This is a genomic window from Paenibacillus sp. PSB04 (genome assembly GCF_025809195.1).
Taxonomy (GTDB): Bacteria; Bacillota; Bacilli; order Paenibacillales; family Paenibacillaceae; genus Paenibacillus_AQ; species Paenibacillus_AQ favisporus.
Map to the genome: position 1 here is coordinate 4,470,337 of NZ_CP081301.1, position 19,034 is coordinate 4,489,370.

13 protein-coding genes are annotated in these 19,034 nt (G+C 53.3%); 6 read left to right on the forward strand and 7 right to left on the reverse strand.

The annotated features are described in order from the left end of the window. Positions 1 to 19: 19 nt before the first annotated feature. From K2F33_RS20725 to K2F33_RS20745, 5 genes are all read right to left on the reverse strand, one after another. Positions 20 to 1,696 carry a DUF11 domain-containing protein gene (locus tag K2F33_RS20725; protein WP_263878427.1) on the reverse strand — a complete coding sequence of 559 codons (1,677 nt, stop codon included), beginning with the start codon at positions 1,694 to 1,696 and terminating at the stop codon, positions 20 to 22. Beyond that, positions 1,693 to 8,166: a DUF7507 domain-containing protein gene (locus K2F33_RS20730; RefSeq protein WP_263878428.1), complete on the reverse strand. Its 6,474-nt coding sequence runs from the start codon at positions 8,164 to 8,166 to the stop codon at positions 1,693 to 1,695. The genes K2F33_RS20725 and K2F33_RS20730 overlap by 4 nt, the downstream gene beginning before the upstream one ends. 451 nt (positions 8,167 to 8,617) lie before the next feature. Further along, positions 8,618 to 9,253, reverse strand: coding sequence for a helix-turn-helix transcriptional regulator (locus tag K2F33_RS20735; RefSeq protein WP_105442372.1), 636 nt, complete (start codon positions 9,251 to 9,253; stop codon positions 8,618 to 8,620). A gap of 116 nt (positions 9,254 to 9,369) precedes the next feature. Beyond that, positions 9,370 to 9,609, reverse strand: coding sequence for a ferredoxin family protein (locus tag K2F33_RS20740; RefSeq protein WP_076171713.1), 240 nt, complete (start codon positions 9,607 to 9,609; stop codon positions 9,370 to 9,372). A gap of 22 nt (positions 9,610 to 9,631) precedes the next feature. Continuing rightward, positions 9,632 to 10,702 carry an Mrp/NBP35 family ATP-binding protein gene (locus K2F33_RS20745; RefSeq protein WP_089547758.1) on the reverse strand — a complete coding sequence of 357 codons (1,071 nt, stop codon included), beginning with the start codon at positions 10,700 to 10,702 and terminating at the stop codon, positions 9,632 to 9,634. A 454-nt stretch (positions 10,703 to 11,156) separates the two neighbouring features. Here K2F33_RS20745 and K2F33_RS20755 point away from each other — a divergent pair, with 454 nt between their 5' ends. The 5 genes from K2F33_RS20755 (at position 11,157) to mnmH (ending at position 15,681) form a co-directional block, all read left to right on the forward strand. Further along, positions 11,157 to 11,522: a globin domain-containing protein gene (locus tag K2F33_RS20755; RefSeq protein WP_412974006.1), complete on the forward strand. Its 366-nt coding sequence runs from the start codon at positions 11,157 to 11,159 to the stop codon at positions 11,520 to 11,522. A gap of 31 nt (positions 11,523 to 11,553) precedes the next feature. Beyond that, positions 11,554 to 12,096: an NADPH-dependent FMN reductase gene (locus K2F33_RS20760; protein ID WP_089547757.1), complete on the forward strand. Its 543-nt coding sequence runs from the start codon at positions 11,554 to 11,556 to the stop codon at positions 12,094 to 12,096. A gap of 179 nt (positions 12,097 to 12,275) precedes the next feature. After that, positions 12,276 to 13,301, forward strand: coding sequence for a M15 family metallopeptidase (locus tag K2F33_RS20765; RefSeq protein WP_263878429.1), 1,026 nt, complete (start codon positions 12,276 to 12,278; stop codon positions 13,299 to 13,301). 218 nt (positions 13,302 to 13,519) lie between these two features. Further along, positions 13,520 to 14,575 (forward strand): selenide, water dikinase SelD, encoded by a 1,056-nt coding sequence (gene selD / locus K2F33_RS20770; protein WP_263878430.1) that lies wholly within the window; start codon positions 13,520 to 13,522, stop codon positions 14,573 to 14,575. A gap of 11 nt (positions 14,576 to 14,586) precedes the next feature. Then, positions 14,587 to 15,681 (forward strand): tRNA 2-selenouridine(34) synthase MnmH, encoded by a 1,095-nt coding sequence (mnmH, locus tag K2F33_RS20775; protein ID WP_263878431.1) that lies wholly within the window; start codon positions 14,587 to 14,589, stop codon positions 15,679 to 15,681. Positions 15,682 to 16,019: 338 nt separating this feature from the next. Here the strand turns inward: mnmH and K2F33_RS20780 are convergent, their stop codons facing one another. Next, the gene (locus K2F33_RS20780; RefSeq protein ID WP_212984138.1) at positions 16,020 to 17,201 is read right to left on the reverse strand and encodes an MGDG synthase family glycosyltransferase; all 1,182 of its coding nucleotides are present in this window, start codon (positions 17,199 to 17,201) and stop codon (positions 16,020 to 16,022) included. A gap of 368 nt (positions 17,202 to 17,569) precedes the next feature. Continuing rightward, a complete protein-coding gene (locus tag K2F33_RS20785) occupies positions 17,570 to 18,118 on the reverse strand; it encodes a TetR/AcrR family transcriptional regulator (RefSeq protein WP_163875822.1) in 549 nt (182 codons plus the stop codon). 145 nt (positions 18,119 to 18,263) lie between these two features. Here K2F33_RS20785 and K2F33_RS20790 point away from each other — a divergent pair, with 145 nt between their 5' ends. Next, on the forward strand, positions 18,264 to 19,028 hold the full coding sequence (locus tag K2F33_RS20790; protein ID WP_076164369.1) for an SDR family oxidoreductase: 765 nt from the start codon (positions 18,264 to 18,266) through the stop codon (positions 19,026 to 19,028). The last annotated feature ends 6 nt before the right edge of the window (positions 19,029 to 19,034 follow it).

A 19,034-nucleotide genomic window follows, 5' to 3' on the forward strand; every position in this document is an offset into this window, starting at 1 on the left:
CATTCGCTGTTTTTTGCTTTTATTCATCTTCTGTGTTGACGGCAATGCTGAGCGTCTCGGATACCCATTCCCGTTCATAGACGCATCCGTCGACTTCCGCCAGGGTCCGGAACAGAAAATAGCCGTTTATTTCTTCAAGCTGTCCGTCCACCGGATCGGGAACCTTGGCTGTATACCTGAACGTCAGTGAACCGCCAGGGTCCACGGAGCCCAACAGGACATCCTGGGGAGGATTAACCGCTTTGCCGTTTACGATCACGGTGCCTGCCTGAAAAAGAATGGGATCCTGCATCCAGCCGATGAGAACCACGGACGCTCCTAAGCTTCCACTGTTATACAGTTTGACGGTAATCAGCAGTTCATCCCCTGGCTCAAGTACGTAATGGGCGGCATGAGCCGTTGCGGTCAGGCTGGGGGCAAGCAGCTCAACCATGGCCGTCTCGGGTGAGGTACGCTGGCGGACGATCCGGCCGTCGGGCAGGTGGAAGGCGTAAGATACGGTTGCTTCGTTTGGTACGCGTAACGGGCCTGCAGACGGTATAAACGGGTCAACGCTCGCTTCATAAGTGATGATTACTTGCTGCCCCGGAGAAAGGGTCCCCAGGAAAAGCCCATCCATCAATGGTGACCCTTCCAAGTTTTGACCATTTAGCCGGACGCTGCCCGGAACGAGGGATAATCCTTCGGGAAACGCATCCTGCAGCGTTGCATCTACCGCTTGGCTGCTCGTATTTTGCACCGTACATTCGTAACCGATCATACAGCCGATGGTTGCCCGGTTTCTGTTTGACTTCTTGCTGAGACTGACTTCAGGGTCGATCACGATCACTTGAAGCTCATTGGCCATGGCCTTATACTCCATCCCATCAATGTAATACTTCAAGCAGCTTTGGATGACCACGGAATCGTTGTCCACCTTCCCGACTCTTAAGCTAACCCTGATGCGGATGGAAGCGCCGGGAGCGATTGTCCCGATCGGAATTCCATTTTCGGGCTGCACGTCCGGGTACAGGACGCCATTGATGACGACACTGCCCTGTACAAATGTTAATCCCGGTGGGAGCGTAATAAAGATCACCGCTTGGGGTAGCGGTACACTCCCTTGATTTGTCACCAGAAGTTCGTAGAACAGTATATCCCCGATAAACGTTTGGAAGGTGCTGACGTCGGCGATTAGCGATACGGAGGAAGGTAGCACGGTCAGCGTCACCGGGTTGGAGGCGATGGAGCCGCGTACCGTTCTTCCCCCGAGGGATTGGAACGAGTATTCAGCACGTCCTTCATTGGTGATTTGCAGCGATGGGGGGATCGCCACCACGATCGCCTGAAACACAACATACACCGAAGCATCAGGCCCCAGCATGCCGAGATCGATACCTGAACCGGGTTGAGCCCCCGGGACGGGGGCGCCGTTCTTCAAGACACTATTCGGAATAAACGACAAACCGGCTGGCAGCGGATCGTACAATATCAAGCCGGCTTCGCGATTGCCATCATTGCGTATTGAAAAGCTGTAGGTCACCATTTGGTTCAGCGAAACGACGCTATTTTGGACAAACTTGCTGAACTTCAGCAGCGGGCCGATCCATGGGGTATCGACGGTATTGGAGTAGGCTACCGACTCGGCTCCACCAACGCTAAAGCGGACCATGGTTTGATTTTTTAAAATAAAATCAGATGTCAGCCCGGACTTCATAGGGTCGTCACCTGTACCTGGAACGTCACGATCACGGTGTCTCCAGCCCCGATGATGCCGACTGTGATGCCTGTATTCGGATTGGCGGTCGGTCTAGGCGTTCCGGCGACCGTAACACTGCCTGGTACAAACGCCGAACCTGTTGGTACCGGGTCAACAAGCACAACGTTGTTGACGGCTTCGATTCCGTTATTTGTAACGGCAATAGAGTACGTAATGATGTCTCCGACGACCGCGTCAACGGACGGTGTGCTTTTGACGACGGAAACGTCAGGCGACGAGACCGGAATCGTGAGCACGTTGGATAGGGAAGTTCCGGTAACGACCACCCCGTCCGGACGCGTAAAAGAGAAGTTTACGGTTGCCTGGTTCACGAGCTGCTGCGGGTTTGGCAGAGTATCGACCGTCACTTCCATGGTAACGGTCACTTGGACGGTTTGGCCAGGATTGATTGTGCCGACGGAGAATCCGGTTGACGGGTCCGCACCTGGCAGCGGCACGCCGTTTACCTGAATACTGTTAGGGACAAAAACAGCTCCATTCGGAACAGGGTCGGTTAATGTTCCTGCCGCCGCAATGTTGCCTGTATTCGTCAGCGTTACCGTGTAGACGATCGTATCTCCAACCGTGGCGTTCGTCGTATTGGCCGTTTTGTTGGCACTGATCATTGCCTGATAGACAGGGACGGACGTAACGTTGGAGAACGCGGTGCCGGTGAATGCGCCAGAGTTGAACGTTACGGACGATTGGTTGGTCAGGTTGCCGTCGTCAGGGATGGACAGGACGGTTACGTTAAACGTCACGGTTACTACTGCACCAGGGGCGATCGTACCCAGCTGAATGCCAGCCGCCGGATTGGCCGAGGGCTGGGCAGTTCCGTTAACCGTTACGCTGCCCGTTACAAACTGGCTCCCTGCGGCGATCATATCCGAGAAGACTGCATTGGTGACATTTTCAATTCCATTGTTGGTTACAGTGATGGTATAAGGAACCACCGTGCCCACCGAAGCTTCAGCAGCACCGGAAGCTTTGACGACGGCGACGTTTGGCGCAGATACCGGAATCGACAGCGTATTGGAGGCAAAGGAGCCATTGATGACCCGGGAGTCCGGAAGCGTGAAGGTAAAGGCTGCGGTCGCTTGGTTGGTCAGTTGCTGGGTTGGCGGTACCGCATCAATAACTGCCGAGAACGTGACGACGGCACCTGTCACGATAACACCAAGGGGAATTCCCGCGGCCGGATCGGCTCCCGGCATCGGCTGGCCGTTGAGAATTACGCTGTTTGGCACAAAAGTCGTTCCGGCAGGAAGTGTGTCCGTTAAGGTGACGGCCGCGCCGAAATTGCCTGCATTGTTCATGCTAACGGTAAATACGACCGTATCACCGACGGTTGCATTGGTCGTGTTGGCTGTCTTTTGCGCGGTGAAGATCGGCTGAAATACCGGAGTGGTAACGGTATTCGAGAAGGTGACCCCAGAGAAGGTGCCCGACGTAAAGCTGACCGAAGACGTATTCGCGAGCTGAGCAGGCGTTGGAAGGGAGGTCACCGTGATGTTAAAAGACACAGTAACCGTGGCCCCCGTAGCAATCGTGCCGATGATGATACCTGTGGCCGGATTGGCCGCAGGCCGGGGTGCACCGTCGACCGTGACGGAACCGGGCACTAAGGCGGCACCTGGCGGAATCGGGTCGGTGAACAAGACACTGCTGACCGTTTCAATACCGTTGTTTGTGATCGTTGTCGTGTAAGTCGCTGTATCGCCGACCGTCAGCGCGGTTGACGGCGTGCTTTTGACGACCGTAACGTTGGGAGCGGATACCGGGATGGTCAGTATATTGGATACGGCTGTCCGGGTAAAGGAACGGCCGTCCGGAAGAATAAAAGTGCCTGAGACGGCGCCTTGGTTTACAATCTGCTGCGGGGATGGCAGCGAAGTGATATTCACCGAAAATACGGCTGTCGCCGCCTGTCCCGGATTGACGACGCCGACAGGTATACCCGTGCTAGGACTTGCCCCTGGAATCGGTGCCCCGTTAACCAGAACGCTGTTTGCGACGAAAATGGTCCCTGACGGAATGTTGTCCGTTAACGTGATCTGAACAGGATAATTCCCTGTGTTTCCGATCGAGAACGTATACGTGACGGTATCGCCTACAGTGGCATTGGCGGTACTTGCCGTCTTGGCCACAGTTGGCACGGCGTTGAATACCGGAGTGGTCACGCTGTTGGAGTTGGCAAGTCCCGAGAAACTCCCTGACGTAAACGTGACAGTTGCCTGATTGCTTATGATCCCGCTGACGGGAACGGAATTTACGGTGATGCTGAAATTTACCGTGGTAGTGGCGCCGGGATCTAGTGGTCCGAGCGAAATGCCTGCGGACGGATTCGCTGTTGGGACAGGCGTGCCGTTAATCGTTACACTGCCGGTCACAAATGACGCGCCCGCCGGAATACTGTCGGTAAACTGGACGTTGTTGACCGTTTCGATTCCTTGATTGATGACCGCCACAGAGTAGACGATGGTATCCCCAACGGTCGTCGAAGTCGTGGCCGTCGTTTTGACCACACTCACGTTCGGCGCGGAAACGGGAATCGTAACGGTGTTGGATAATGCGGAGCCACTCAGCGTCCTGCCGTCAGGCGGCGTATACGTAAAATTGGCCGTCGCCTGGTTCGTGATGAATTGCGGGCTCGGCAGCGAGTTGATCACCACCACAAACGTCACAACTGTGCTTGCTCCGGGCGCGAGAGTCCCTAGATCGATGCCGGCTGCCGGGGATGCGCCCGGTATTGGAAAGCCGTTTACGATGACGCTGTTGGGAGTAAACGTAGTCGAAGACGGAATCGTATCCGTCAGCGTAACGGCTGCTCCGAGATTGCCGCTATTACTGACCGTTACCGTGTACGTAACGGAATCACCGACGGTGGCATTGTTCGTATTGGCACTTTTGGTCACAGCGATTTGCGGTTGTATGACAGGCGTCGTCGTAATGTTCGAAGACGCGGTTCCTGAGAACGTGCCAGATGTAAAGCTTACGGTTGACTGGTTGTTGATTTGCGATGGAATCGGCATGGTTATCCTCACCTCAAAAGTTACGGTAGCCGCAGAACCAGGGGTCAGGGTACCGATTGAAATGCCCTCGGACGGAACTGCTGACGGGCGCGAAGAACCGTTAACAATTACGCTTTGAGGAATAAACGAAGCGTTTGAAGGGACGTTGTCGATCAGATTGACGTTGCTGACATTGGACGTTCCGTTATTCGTGACCGTGCTTGAAAAAGTCAGGACGTCCCCAACGACAACATTCGGCCTCGAGGCTGTTTTGACAACGCTAACGTTCGGAAGCGCTACAGGAATCGTTACTGTATTGGACGCTGCAGATCCCGTAACTTGCCTGCCGCCCGGTAATGTATAGGTATAGGATGCCGCCGCCTGATCCGTAAGCTGTCTCGAAGCGGGCAAGGAAGTAATCGTAACAACAAAGCTGACCGTTACCGCAGTGCTTGCCGCGAGAGAACCCAGAGGGATTCCGGTCACGGGACTAACGCCTGGAACGGGATTGCCATTAATGAGCACGCTGTTTTCAATAAATACGGAGCCAGGCGGAATGTTATCGGTCAGCGTGACGGCAGCAGCCGTGTTGCCGGTATTACTTACTTGAAACTGGTAGGAAAACGTGTCTCCGACCGTGGCGTTTAGCGTACTGGCCGATTTCACGATGTTGATGACCGCCAAGAAGACGGGGATAACCAGCGTGTTGGACAGGGAGGTACCGCCAAAGGTGCCGGACGTAAAAGCGACGCTGGCCCGGTTACTCAGCTGCCCTGTGCCTGTCAGGGAATTGACGCGGACTTGGAACGTTACGACGGCAGAGGCCCCTGCACCCAAAGATCCGACGGACACGCCACTCGCGGGATTTCCGCCGGGAACCGGAGTTCCGCCTACCGTCACGCTCCCGCTGATCAACGATGTCCCCTCTGGTATCGGGTCCGATACGATGACATTGCTCACAGGCCCGATTCCGTTATTGGTCGCTGTAATGGTGTAGGTTATAACGTCCGATACGGTTGCTGCCGACGTGTTGGCGCTCTTGACCACCGTCACGTTTGGCGCCGAGGCCGGAATCGTCAGCGTGTTGGAGGTTGCCGATCCCGACAGGCTGCGCCCGCTTGGCAGCTGGTAGTTATAACTGGCTGCTGCCGTATTGGCCAGCGACGGTGGAGAAGGGAGCGAGTTCAGCACGACCTGGAAAGTGACGGTAACGGAGCCCCCTGCTCCTACGGTCCCTGCGTTTATGCCTCCGGTTGGAGTGGCCCCTGGCACTGCTGCTCCTCCAACCGTAACCGAGTTCACTACGAAGCTGGTTCCTGAAGGAATGTTATCGGTCAGTGTAACCTGGGCTGCCCGGTTCCCGCTGTTCCGGACCAAAAGCGTGTACGTAATCGTGTCGCCAACCGTGGCGCTTGAGGTTGAGGCGCTTTTGGCAATCGTGATGACCGGCTGATAGACGGGGGTCGTCATCGTGTTCGACACCGCTGTCCCTTGAAAGGCACCTGAGCTGTACGCTACGGTCGACTGGTTCGACAAGGCCCCGGATGCGGGGACAGATTGAACGGCAATCTGAAAAGTTACCGTAACGGAGCTTCCTGCTGCCAGAGTTCCCAGGGATACGCCGCTGGCGGGATTAGCTGATGTCACCGCTGCGCCGCCGACGGTTACACTGCCGGGTACGAAGGCGGCACCGGAAGGGATGGCATCGGTAAATACGGCATTCGTTACGGCTTCTGTCCCGTTATTGGCTACTGCAGACGTATAGGTCAGCGTCTCTCCTACAGCAATATCCGAGAAATTAGCGCTCTTCGTAACCGTAATATTCGGCAGGGTTACCGGGAGTGTGAGCGTGTTCGACGATGCAGAACCCGATATCGTTCTTCCCGCTGAAGGCGTGAACGTATATGCAGCAACGGCCTGGTCGACAAACTGCGGTGGAGAGGGCAGAGAGTTCACCTGTACCCGAAACGTTACCGTCGCAGATGATCCCGCACCAATACTGCCAATCGCAACGCCTGCCGCCGGATTTGCCCCTGCAATGACCGTTCCGTTAACCGTGAACGTGCCGGTAACGAAAGAACTGCCTGTCGGGATGTTGTCGGTGAGCGTGACATTTGCGGCGATATTTCCGGAATTGGCCACCAAAATGGTGTATGTAACGGTGGAGCCTACCGTCGCATTGGTCCGGTTGGAGCTTTTGGTCAGCGTAAGGGCCGGCGATACGACGGTAACAGTGACCCCATTCGATGGGATTACGCCGGTAATCGTCGACCCGCCGGCAACGCTTTGGAAGGAGAAGGAGGCGTTCGCAGTGTTGACTAACTGATTGGAGGATGGTTGTGCCGTTACCGTTGCCCGATAAGTGACCGTTGCTGAAGTGCCAAAGTTTAACGTTCCTAGCGGTGCTCCTGCAACAATATCGTAGGTCGGGCGGGGTATGCCCCCAACTGTTACACTGCCGCTGACGAAGCTCAGTCCCGCCGGCAGTGTATCCGAAAGGACAACGCTGTTGGCATTAGCGGTACCTGTATTGCTTACCGTTACCGTATACGTGATGACATCGCCGACAACGGCAGTCGTCGTGCTGGTGCTCTTGGCTGCAGTGATGGCCGGCGCGTTGATGTCCACTTGGATCGCATTCGCATTTACCGCATAGGCATCTCCCGAGGTCGTGAGGATCAGTACCGCTGAAGACTGGTTGTTGACAAGCCGGGAGGAGACGTCGACATTCGTGATATCCCAGCCCTGACGGCCCCCAATGATGTTGCTTCCGGGCGCTCCGTTGGTCTGATTGCGGGTCCCGAACGTCCCGGTCGTATTCAATTGGCCGGCATCGTTGTTAATCTGGGATGCGAAAAAGTTGTTGGCAAAGTTGTTGGGGCCCGACAAGGCGGAAGCCGTGTTAGATGTCGGGCCGAACAACGCCTGATCTCCGGTCCGGTTGGCATCGCCTTCCTGGGCGCTGAACAGCGCTCTGCCCCCCAGCGCGCCCGAAACCGGGGTAGCAAACCCCGTCAGGGTCGTCGTAACCGGGTCGGAGTTAGCCTGAACCAGGACGGCGCCCGCACGGATCGACATGTTCCGGAAGGGAAGGGAGGGATTCTGGTAAATGACGCCCAGCGTCCATCCGGCGTGATTACCTGTAGGATCGTTAGCGATGACGATGGTTCCCACAACGCCGCCGGTCGTATAAGTACCTGCACCTCCTTGCTGAACCAGCGATGTAACATTCGCGGACCGGACGTACGCCGTCATTCCGTTTCCGAAATCTATGGAATTGGCGGTTGCCGGATCGGGAGTAACGCTGTTCGTTCCTGCCGGCGTAATAAACGTAACGGGATTGTTAATTGAGCTGCTGAGATTAACGCTGCCTGAAATAATGTAAGATCCGCCCCAGATCAGTTCGGCATATAACACCGTACTTCCAGTGGGAAGGGATAATACAGCCGAAGAGCTGTTGCTCTGAAAAGCGTTCGTCGTTCCTGCCGGATAGCTTCCAAAAACCGAGCTGGTGTTGGTCGTCGCAAACGCGCCAATACTGTCGAGCGTTCCCGGAACGCCCGTCGTGTCCGATCGGCTGAGCCCGAGGGTATTCCCGGTAAACGTGATCGCTCCCGTAGCATTGAAAGTTGCTCTAACGATTAGAGGAATATGATCACCCCCTTTGTGTCAAATCCGGAAGAGACGAAAGAAAGGACCTGAATAACAGGATGGCACAATTCAAGGTATGAAGAATGAACCGGGGGTATGTGAAATTGCGGGGCTGAAATAAAAAACTTATCATTCCGATCGCACAAAAAAGATCCGCAAGCTTATCCACACACAGCGATCTCATCCCAAATGAGAGGTTTGTGGCAGACCTTGCGGATCATCGGTGGGCTTTGCGGATTTTATAGACACATTTTCGGTCGCCCATGGCGAGACACTCGTCGCGGGATACCTCGGCCCCGAGCAGCGATTCGAACAGCTTCAGCTCGCAGGCGCATGCATGATTGTATTTTTTCGCAATTTGCGATATCGGACAATTATGCTCGAATAAGGTATATTCATCTTCATTGTTTTTTTGAAGCTCAACCATATAGCCGTTTTCGTTTTGAATTTCGGCCAGCTGTTCGACCTTTTCGGCAAAGTCCTTGCCTTCCATTTTACCGGCATGGTTTTTCAGCAGCGATTCGCCCCGACGGTCAAAGAGGTGGTTCACCATTTCCGTCCCTGCATCCTGCTCGAGTTCCCCGAGAAGATCCAGCGTAAGCGAATGATACTTGTTGGGAAAAAAATCTTCAGCCTGCTCTGTCAGACGATAGATCGCGGAAGGCCTTCCCATCGGCTGCCGAATCGTCTTGGATTCGATCAAGCCTTCTTTTTCTAGCGTGTTGATATGGCGTCTGACCGCCATGCTGGTGATACCAATAAACTCCGTAATTTCTTTTGCACTGAGTTCGCCTTTGGTTTTCAGCATCTGCAGTATTTTGTCCCTGGTTGAAATATCCAGCTGTTGATTCATGTTAACACCGCCTATTCACTGATCCGGGCCATACATTTCTTTGTAAAAATGAATTCAAAGTATAAACAGCCTGTCGATTTGGAAATCAACAGGCTGAACCAATCGCAAATCGTCAATTATTTGGATTTGTAGAAGTTTTCCGCTTTTTGGATCATATGTTTTTCTTCTTCCGGAAGATCGGTATCATAGTATACCGCACCTACCGGGCAGGCAACTTCGCAAGCACCGCATTCGATGCAAATATCCGAGTCAATAAAATATTGATCCGGACCTTCCTCGATACAATCGACAGGACATACATCCACGCAATCAGCCGCTTTTTCGTCTATGCAGGCCGAAGTAATTACATAAGACATTTGTTTCACCCTTTCAAATTAATTAAATATCATGGTTAATAATTCTCTGAGCCAAATTCATAAAAATACGCCATTGCTCGCTGTCATCCCCGAATACGGCCGGGGACTTCTCCGGGTCCGCCGACTGGCCGGGCGCAGAAAGCGGGATCTCGGCCAGCAGCTTGGTGTTGAGCTGCTCCGCGAGAGCAGCTCCGCCGCCTGTGCCGAACAGATCATGCCGCTGACCGGAGGGGTCGGTAAAATAAGACATGTTCTCGATGACTCCGAGGATCGGATGGTTGGTCTGAATCGCCATCTCACCGGCCCTGGCAGCAACATGATTGGCAGTAGGGTGGGGCGTGGTCACCAAAATTTCCGAGCACTGCGGAATTTTATTGTGAACATCCAAGGCAATATCACCTGTACCCGGAGGAAGGTCCAACACGATGAAATCGAGCTGACCCCATTCCACTTCATTCAGGAACGTGCTGAGCATCTTGCCCAGCATCGGGCCGCGCCAGACGACGGGCTTGTTGCCTTGTACGAAAAATCCGGTCGAAATAACCTTGATTCCGTGCCGTTCTACCGGTACGATTCGGTTATTATGCTTCTTCGGAAGATCATGAATTCCCATCATTTCCGGAATACTGTAACCATAGACATCCGCGTCGATGATTCCTACGCGTTTACCCTGCTTGGCGAGTGCCGCAGCCAGGTTGACGGTTACCGTAGATTTGCCGACACCGCCTTTGCCGCTGGCGATCGCGATGAACGTCACGCCAGAATCGGCGGCGACGAGCGGGGAATTCATCAGCGTTGGTGCACGGCGTACCGATTTATTCAGCTTAATTGCTATAATATCATTTTTTTCTTCATTTGAAATGGCTTTAAACCGGATATGCACGTCCGCGATGCCGATTCCCTTCAAGGCGCTGACAATCTGTTCCCCGATGCTCTCTTTGCTTGCGGACAGGTCGGGATCCAGAAGCACCGATAGAGCCGCATGATCCTTATTGATTGTAATATCGCGGATCAAGCCGAGCTCAGCAAGGGGGCGCTCATGCTCATGGTCTTTCAAATGGGTCAGGGCAGCGACCAGGTCTTCTTTGGTCATGGTTGATCACCTTCATTCTCTATCTATGATAGATTGAACTGGTGCATGAAACGTAAGTTTCTTCAGTCCATTCTATCCCTATTACAGTATGGCTCAAAACAGCAGTACAGACCTCCTGTAGATAAAACCGGCGATGTCTAGCCCTTTTACGGATCTGTTCCCGTCGTGTTTTCCCATTACAGAACAGGTATGTACTATTATCAGAGTAATTGTAGTTCACACGGGTAATATAGTCAACATATATGTATATAAAGTAAAGAATATTTACGGAACAAGTATTGACAAAGGGAACGCTCAATTATAATAATTAGTATACGTTTATGTTTACTAATTAGGGGCTCACACCCGTGAAGGGAGGTTCAATTCCCCATTGGACTCGAATATGAATCAGGATCCCGGACAACGGGCGGATCAGGGGAACCGGGAAGCGCGCCCGACGTCTTTTTATGAGCAAATGGGCGGCGCAGACACGATGAAGGCGCTGGTGGAAGCCTTTTATCCCAAAGTGGTGGAGCACCCGCTGCTTGCTCCGCTGTTTCCGGAGAATATATTGCCTGTCATGAAGAAGCAGGAAATGTTTTTGACCCAGTATTTCGGAGGACCTCAGTTATACACGATGCAGATGGGCCATCCCCGCATGCGGGCTAGGCATCTTCCGTTTGCCATCACGCCAAAGCGCGCGGAAGCCTGGATCGGCTGCATGCAGCAGGCCATGGAAGAGGTTATTGAGAATGAAATGCTGCGCCAGCAAATGATGGAGCGGCTTGCGATGACCGCATTCTTTTTCGTCAATACGGATGAAGGCGAAGTCGAATATTAAGGAAACTACAAACAGAAAAGGAGTTAACATCATGAAGCTGGTTGGAATATCTGGCGCGATCATCGGCAGCAAGACGGCTCTTGTGGTGAACAAAGTGCTGGAAGAAGTCAAGAAGCAGTATCCCGATGTGGAGACGGAGCTGCTCGATATGAAAGATTACGATGTGCAGTTCTGTGACGGACGCGATCCATCGGCATATACTGGCGACACGAAAAAAGTGATCGATGCAGTCATTTCCAGCGATTTTTGCTTGATCGGCACACCGATCTATCAGGCGTCGATGTCCGGCGTGCTGAAAAACCTGTTCGACCTGATTCCGGTCACGGCGCTGCAGCAAAAGGTCGTAGGATTCGTCGCCACAGGCGGAACGTACCAGCATTATCTGGTGATTGAGAACCAGCTGAAGCCGATCGCTGGATTTTTCCGTTCTTATGTGGCACCAGGCTATGTCTACGTCCATGATGATCATTTTAACGAATATAAAGAGATTACGGATCCGAACGTGTTGGAGCGGATTGAGCGGCTGGCCCACGAGCTTGTCTTTATGCAAAAACGGCTGAAAGGTTCGGAATAAGACCTGTCCCCTAAGGAGCGTACATATTTTAGCGTTGGATGAGTCCTGATCGAAAAGATCGGGGCTTTTTTTGTCGTATCTTCCTCCAATATGTCGTATAATAGATCCGGGTATGATAGATTTATAGACTGATAGAAAGCCGTGGTCTTGAATCACGCGGTATTATTTGAGGTGAACACATGCGAAAATGGGCAACATTGATCGTCGCGGTCATCATTGTCGGCGGCGCGCTGATCTATTTTGCGAACAGCAGAGGAACGGCCAAGGATGAGGCGACCGTACAGAATCCTCCGGCTCTCGCCCAGCAGGGCGGCGGAGACCAAAGCGATAATGGCGGTACCGTAGATCCAGAAGGCACCAGCGGAGACGGAGATACTGCATCGGATAACGGCAGCACATCGGATACGGAAGGCACGAGCGGTACCGGCAGCGATGCCACGGGAGGCGCCGGTGACGGCACGACCGGTCAGAATGCCGGACAAACGGATGACGGCAAGGATTCCGCTGCAACCGGCGGCAATTCAGGCCAGGACACTGGAAAGGGAACGGACGAGCAGACTGGCGGTGCGCCTTCCAGCAGTGATTTTGTCAATACGTACGACGTTGAGCATGTCGTATCCAATCCGACGAGCGATACGGTACTCGTCAACAAAACGTACCGTTTGCCGGAAGGTTACGTTCCGCCGGATCTCGTCTATCCGGATGTGCCTTTCACGTTTTCGGAAAAAATAGATAAGCGCAAAATGCGCAAAGTGGCTGCAGACGCTCTGAAAGAGCTGTTTGACGCTGCCAAGCAGGACGGCGTATACTTGGCCGGTGTATCGGGCTACCGTTCCGAATCCCGTCAGACGACGCTGTATAATAACTATGTGGATCGGGACGGCGTCAAAGCGGCGGATACCTACAGCGCTCGTCCGGGCCACAGCGAGCATCAAACCGGTCTGACCATTGACGTGTCGGGAACCGATGGCAAATGCGCCGCAGAGAGCTGCTTTGCCGGCACGAAGGAAGCGAAATGGCTGGCTGACCATGCTTACGAATATGGCTTTATAATCCGTTATCCGGAAGGAAAAGAATCGATTACCGGCTACAAATACGAGCCGTGGCATATCCGCTACGTCGGCAAAGACATTGCCGAAGACGTGACGAAGAAGGATATCACGCTCGAGCAGTACTTTGGAAGCGCGGTTCCGGTATCCAGATAAAGCAGGCTGCAATAAACAGCAGAAAGTTATGAAGGAAGCCCCGTTTATGCTTCTGATCATGACATTCTGCTGTTCTTTGTTGGGTTTGTCCAAATGGAAGCTGTATCGCACCAGGGCAAGGCTCATTTGCGTTTTTTTTCAGCGATGTGTACGATGGAATTTGCGGGTTTAACAAAATATCAGGCTGATGCCAATGTTGAATATAGAAGGGTTGTGTCATGATTATGGATTCCGATTTGAATATTAAGTTAACATCTTATTCCAGCAAGGGTGGATGCGGCTGCAAAATCGGCCCTGCCGATCTGAGCCAGGTGCTTCGCGGCCTGCCGCCGGCAGCGCATGATCCGAATCTGCTGGTCGGGCTCGATACGAGCGATGACGCCGGCGTATACAAGCTGAATGACGATTTGGCGCTTGTACAGACGCTTGATTTTTTCACGCCGATCGTGGACGATCCGTATTCTTTTGGTCAAATCGCCGCGGCGAATGCGTTAAGCGATATTTATGCGATGGGCGGAAAACCGCTGACGGTGCTCAATATCGTCGCCTTCCCAATCTCCACGCTGGATAAACGCGTGCTGACCGAAATTCTCCGCGGAGCGGGGGACAAAGTCAAGGAAGCGGGCGCCACGCTCGTTGGCGGACATTCAATTGACGACAAAGAGCCGAAATTCGGTTTATCGGTCACCGGACTGGTGCATCCTGATAAAGTAAGAAGCAACGCGGGAGCTCGGCCCGGAGACAAGCTCATCCTGACCAAGCCGATCGGCGTGGGCATCATGACTACTTCGATCAAGAAAGATCAGCTCACCCCGGAAGAAATCCGGCGGGTGACGGAAGTCATGTCGACGCTGAACAAGAAAGCGGCAGAAATTATGGACGGCTATGAAGTCCATGCCTGCACCGATGTCACCGGGTTCGGCTTAATGGGCCACTCGCTTGAGATGGCCAAAGGCAGCGGGGTGGAAATCCGGATTCGCAAGCAGGATGTTCCCGTCCTGCCGCGGGTTCGTGAGCTTGCGGAGCAGGGACTGGTTCCAGGCGGATCCAAAAATAACTATGCGCATGTGCAGGACCATGTAATTTTCCCGGAAGAGATGGACGAGACGGACCGGTACATTTTATGCGACGCGGTTACCTCCGGCGGCTTGCTCATTTCCGTAGGCCCGGATGAAGCGGAGCGACTGCTTCAGGAGCTGGTGGATGCCGGCGTGGAAGCGAAACTTATAGGTGAGGTTACCGCAAAACATAGCGGGCAAATTGTGATTGAGTAAGGAGCTGTATCATGTTTCAGGATATACAGATCGAGAAGCTTAATGAACTGAGAGCGAAAAATGAAATCACCGTCATCGATGTCCGGTCCCCGTCCGAGTATGCGGAATCAACGATTCCGGGAAGCATCAACATCCCTTTCTTCAATGATGAAGAGCGGGCGGAGATCGGCACGCTGTACAAGCAGGTGAGCACCCAGGCTGCGAAGGAGCGGGGCCTCGAGATTGTGTCCGCGAAGCTGCCTTCCTTCGTAAAGCAATTTGCTGAAATTCAAGGGAATAAGGCGGTATTCTGCTGGCGCGGCGGCATGCGGAGCCGTACGACGGCAACGGTGCTGTCCCTGATGGGCATTCATGTGCACCGGCTTGAGGGAGGCTACCGGACTTACCGGAAATGGGTGGTCGACACGCTTCAGAGCATGGATTTTGCTCCGGACGTGTACGTGATCCATGGCAACACCGGTACGGGGAAAACCTTGATTCTCCGGGAACTGCAGGAGAAGGGCTACCCGGTCGTTGATCTTGAAGGGATGGCGGGGCACCGCGGATCCATTTTCGGCGAGATTGGCCTGAAGAGCAGCAACCAGAAGACCTTCGATGCCCTGCTGGTGGAGTCCCTGATCCGATATCAGGATTCTCCTTACATTCTGCTTGAGGCGGAGAGCAAGCGGATCGGAAAGGTGGTCCTGCCTGAATTTCTGGTCCAGAAGAAAGAGCTGGGGCGGCATATCGTGCTCGAAGCGCCGGTTGAGCTGCGGGTGAAGCACATTTTGGACGATTACAGTCCGTGGGAGTATCCTGCGGAAAGCCTGCTTGCTTTCTCAAAGATCAAGTCGCGGATTCATACGCCGATCGCCCAGGAAATCGAATTCAGCATGCAGCAAGGAAATTATGGGGCAGCCGTGAGACTGCTGCTGGAATACTATTACGATCCGAGATATGCGCATACTACCGAGGCTTACGGCGAAACTTTCCACCAGGAACCGGTACTTGCCATCGGGTCGGTTGAACAGGCGGTACAGCTGGTCGAGGAACGGATTCAGAGAGACCAGGAGCATGTCCAGGCAGCGGCAGAAGATGTACAAGAGAAAAAGCATCAATCCGTATAAAATGTTAGGAATGGGAAGGGCCAGGGGACTGGTTCACCACGTGTAATGCAAAAAGAAGGAATGCGCTGATGAGCGCATTCCTTCTTTGTTTAAGAGATCAGAAAAGTATAAGTTTCGGAGCTTCCGCTTCCTGATCTCGCAAGAAAAACTTCAGCTAAACGCGGTCTGTCTTCTTTGAAGGTACGTCGATAGACGTTTTTCTTAAGAGATCAGAAAAGTATAAGTTTCGGAGCTTCTGCTTCCTGATCTCGCAAGAAAAACTTCAGCTGAACGCGGTCTGACTTCTTTGAAGTTACGTCGATAGATGTTTTTCTTATGATCGTAAGCACGGATCAGCGTTACATGCTGGCCCAGAGACTGCGTCGCAGCTCCGCCGGTCTTGCGCCGGCCGTGCGTGCGTTCAGCAGTTCTACGAGCTCCTCCGCGCACCGTTCCGGCCGGTAAACCTCGCGTGGAGCGGAATGGTACGGGCTCATGCGGAAGCCGTGAGGTGCGGCAGCGGTACCGCCGGAGCTGATGGCATGCAGCCACCGGTCCAGGACAAGCGGGCTCAGGACTTCCCCGTAGCCGCCGCTGACAAAATATTCGCAGTTTTTCTCCTCTTGGCCCGGAATGGACTCACAGAACAGCATGGGCAGCCCTTTGGCCATCGCTTCGGTGCAGGTCATCCCACCCGGCTTTGTAATGAGCAGGTCGGAGGCATCCATCCATTTGCTGACTTCCTTCGTCTGCCCGATCACTACGATATTCGGATGCGAGAATGCAGGCGAGCTCTTTAATTTGGTTAGCAGCTTCTGGTTATTCCCGACACAGAACACGAGCTGTACGCGGTCCTTCCACTGGGCGAGCTGGTAGAACAGCTCCTTGTTTGCGACCAATCCCCAGCCGCCGCCCATAATGAAGACCGTCGGCATGTTTTTCAGCTTCAGCTTCCGCCTTACAACCGCTTTATCTTCCTTCGTCCAAAACGTTGGATGGACCGGGATGCCGGTTACGTTCACGCTGTTTGGATGAACCCCGCGTTTCAACAAAATCCGGCGGACGGATTCCGTCGATACGAGAAACTGGTCCACCTGACGGTTCATCCAGGAGCCGTGTGCGTCGTAATCGGTAATGACCGTGCAGAGCGGAACGTCCAGTCCGGAAGCCTTCAGCCGTCCGATGATTGCGCTGGGGATCGGATGGGTGCAGACGATGAGGTCGGGTCTCAGCTGACGGATCACATCAGCCGTATGATTGTAGAACAATTTATGGAGCGCCAAAGCGGTCAGACGCTTCAGCGGTTTGTCATGCTGTTTTCGATAAAGCATGCCGACAAGGGCCGGATTGGTGCTTACCGTGAGACGGTAAGCCGACAAGATCCATGGAGCTACGGTAGGATTCAGAAAAGAGCCAAGCTCAATCACCTTCGTATGCACATTGGGTTGAATTTCCTTCATGCCAGCAGCCAGCGCATAACCCGCCTGGGTATGACCGCTGCCGAATCCCTCGGATAATATGAGTACACGCTTCTTTTGCACGATTGTTCACCTTCTACCTAGATTAATTTTGGGCTTCGCTAGAGAGCGAGCCTCGTTTCTATAAAAAAGTTTGCTTATGTTATAAGTAGGTAAGCTTATGTAATGAACCTGCTATAGTAACAGTGTATGCTTTCATGCGTTCAAACAAAACGGCCCGTGGACCAGTCTCAAACTGGACTTAAGTCGGGGGGGCGCTGCTCACGATCCACTTCACTGCCGTTGACCAGTGACATCATATTCATTAGACGCTTGAGAGCCACGGCAGCCCTGCAAATGGATTATAGAAACTGGATTCATAGGTTCGTGATCAAGTTCGGCTAGCATTCATTGAGAAGGGTGCAGAAGGGGATAAAGGTCGGTCCTGCGGGTTACGCCTCCGGCCGATTCAGCGGATACAGCGCGGCGCGCGTAAGCCATAGGGCCATCTCCTCAGCTGTCTCTTGCATTTGATGGTTCAGCCAATAGTAAATGAGCCCCATCATCCCGCCGGAGGAGAAGGAAGCCTGGAGAGCGTCTGTCGTGAAAGCGAGCAATTCGCTCTTGATCACCTGGTCCAGCTGGACAGGGAAATCCTTAACATTCATCATGATGGTGTAGAATGCCGCATGCTGACGGATATGCTCAAACAAGGCAACGGCTGAAGAAATCGGTTTACCGGATTCCTCATAATCCTTCCTGGCCGACTCATGGGTATAGGAAGGATTGCGCATCGCGCTGCGAAGCGCCGTAAGAATGCCGGATGCGGTTTGGTTCAGCAGGTCATCCTTGTCGTAATAATGAAGATAGAAGGTCGAACGGTTCACGCCCGCTTTTTCCACAATGTTACGGATGGTGATCGAAGCGTAGTCCTTTTCCGCCATAAGGCTGATTAAAGCCTCGGATAGATAGTGCTGGGTGTAGGTGACTCGTTTGTTCATATGTCTAATATCCTCCAGATGATATTGAAAACGCTGTAAAATAGACATTTTCGGCCAGATTGACGTTTGATCGCCAAATTGGACGGGCGCTATAATGATTATAGACAATGTGTTGTCTAATTCAAAGGTTGGAGGTAGGTTGGTCATGAAGCTACAAGACAAAGTAACGGTTATTACAGGTGCCGGATCAGGAATGGGAAAGGAAATGGCTCTTTTATTCGCTAAGGAAGGCGCCAAACTGGTTCTCGCTGATATCTCCCAGGCCTCTCTTGACCAAGTCGTTGCGGAAATTCAGCAGCAGGGCGGTACCGCAGTTGGGGTCATCGCGAATGTTGCCAAGGAAGAAGACGTGCAGAACATGATCGATACCGCAGTGAATCAGTACGGATCGCTGGACGTGCTGGTCAACAATGCGGGAATTATGGATAAAATGGTGGCAGCGGCCGAAGTGACCGACGAACTTTGGGAGCGTGTCTTCGCCGTCAATACGACAGGCCCGATGCGGGCGATCCGCAAAGCGCTTCCAATTATGGTCAAGCAGGGAAAAGGCGTCATCGTCAATACGGCATCTGTCGGCGGATTGTTTGGATCCCGGGCAGGGGCAGCTTATACGGCGTCCAAGCATGCCGTGATCGGTTTAACCAAAAATGTCGGCTACCAGTACGCGAAGCTCGGCATTCGCTGCAACGCGATCGCTCCGGGCGGTGTGGAGACCAACATTATGTCCGATACGCCTAGTATGGATATGAACGCGCTTGGTGTGCAGCAAGCGATGGCAGGCATGGGCGTGAATCCAAGAACCGGCAAGCCGGATGAAATCGCAAAGGTCGCTTTGTTCCTCGCCTCGGACGATTCCAGCTTTGTAAACGGTACGGTCATTACAGCGGACGCCGGCTGGACGGCTTATTAATCCCGC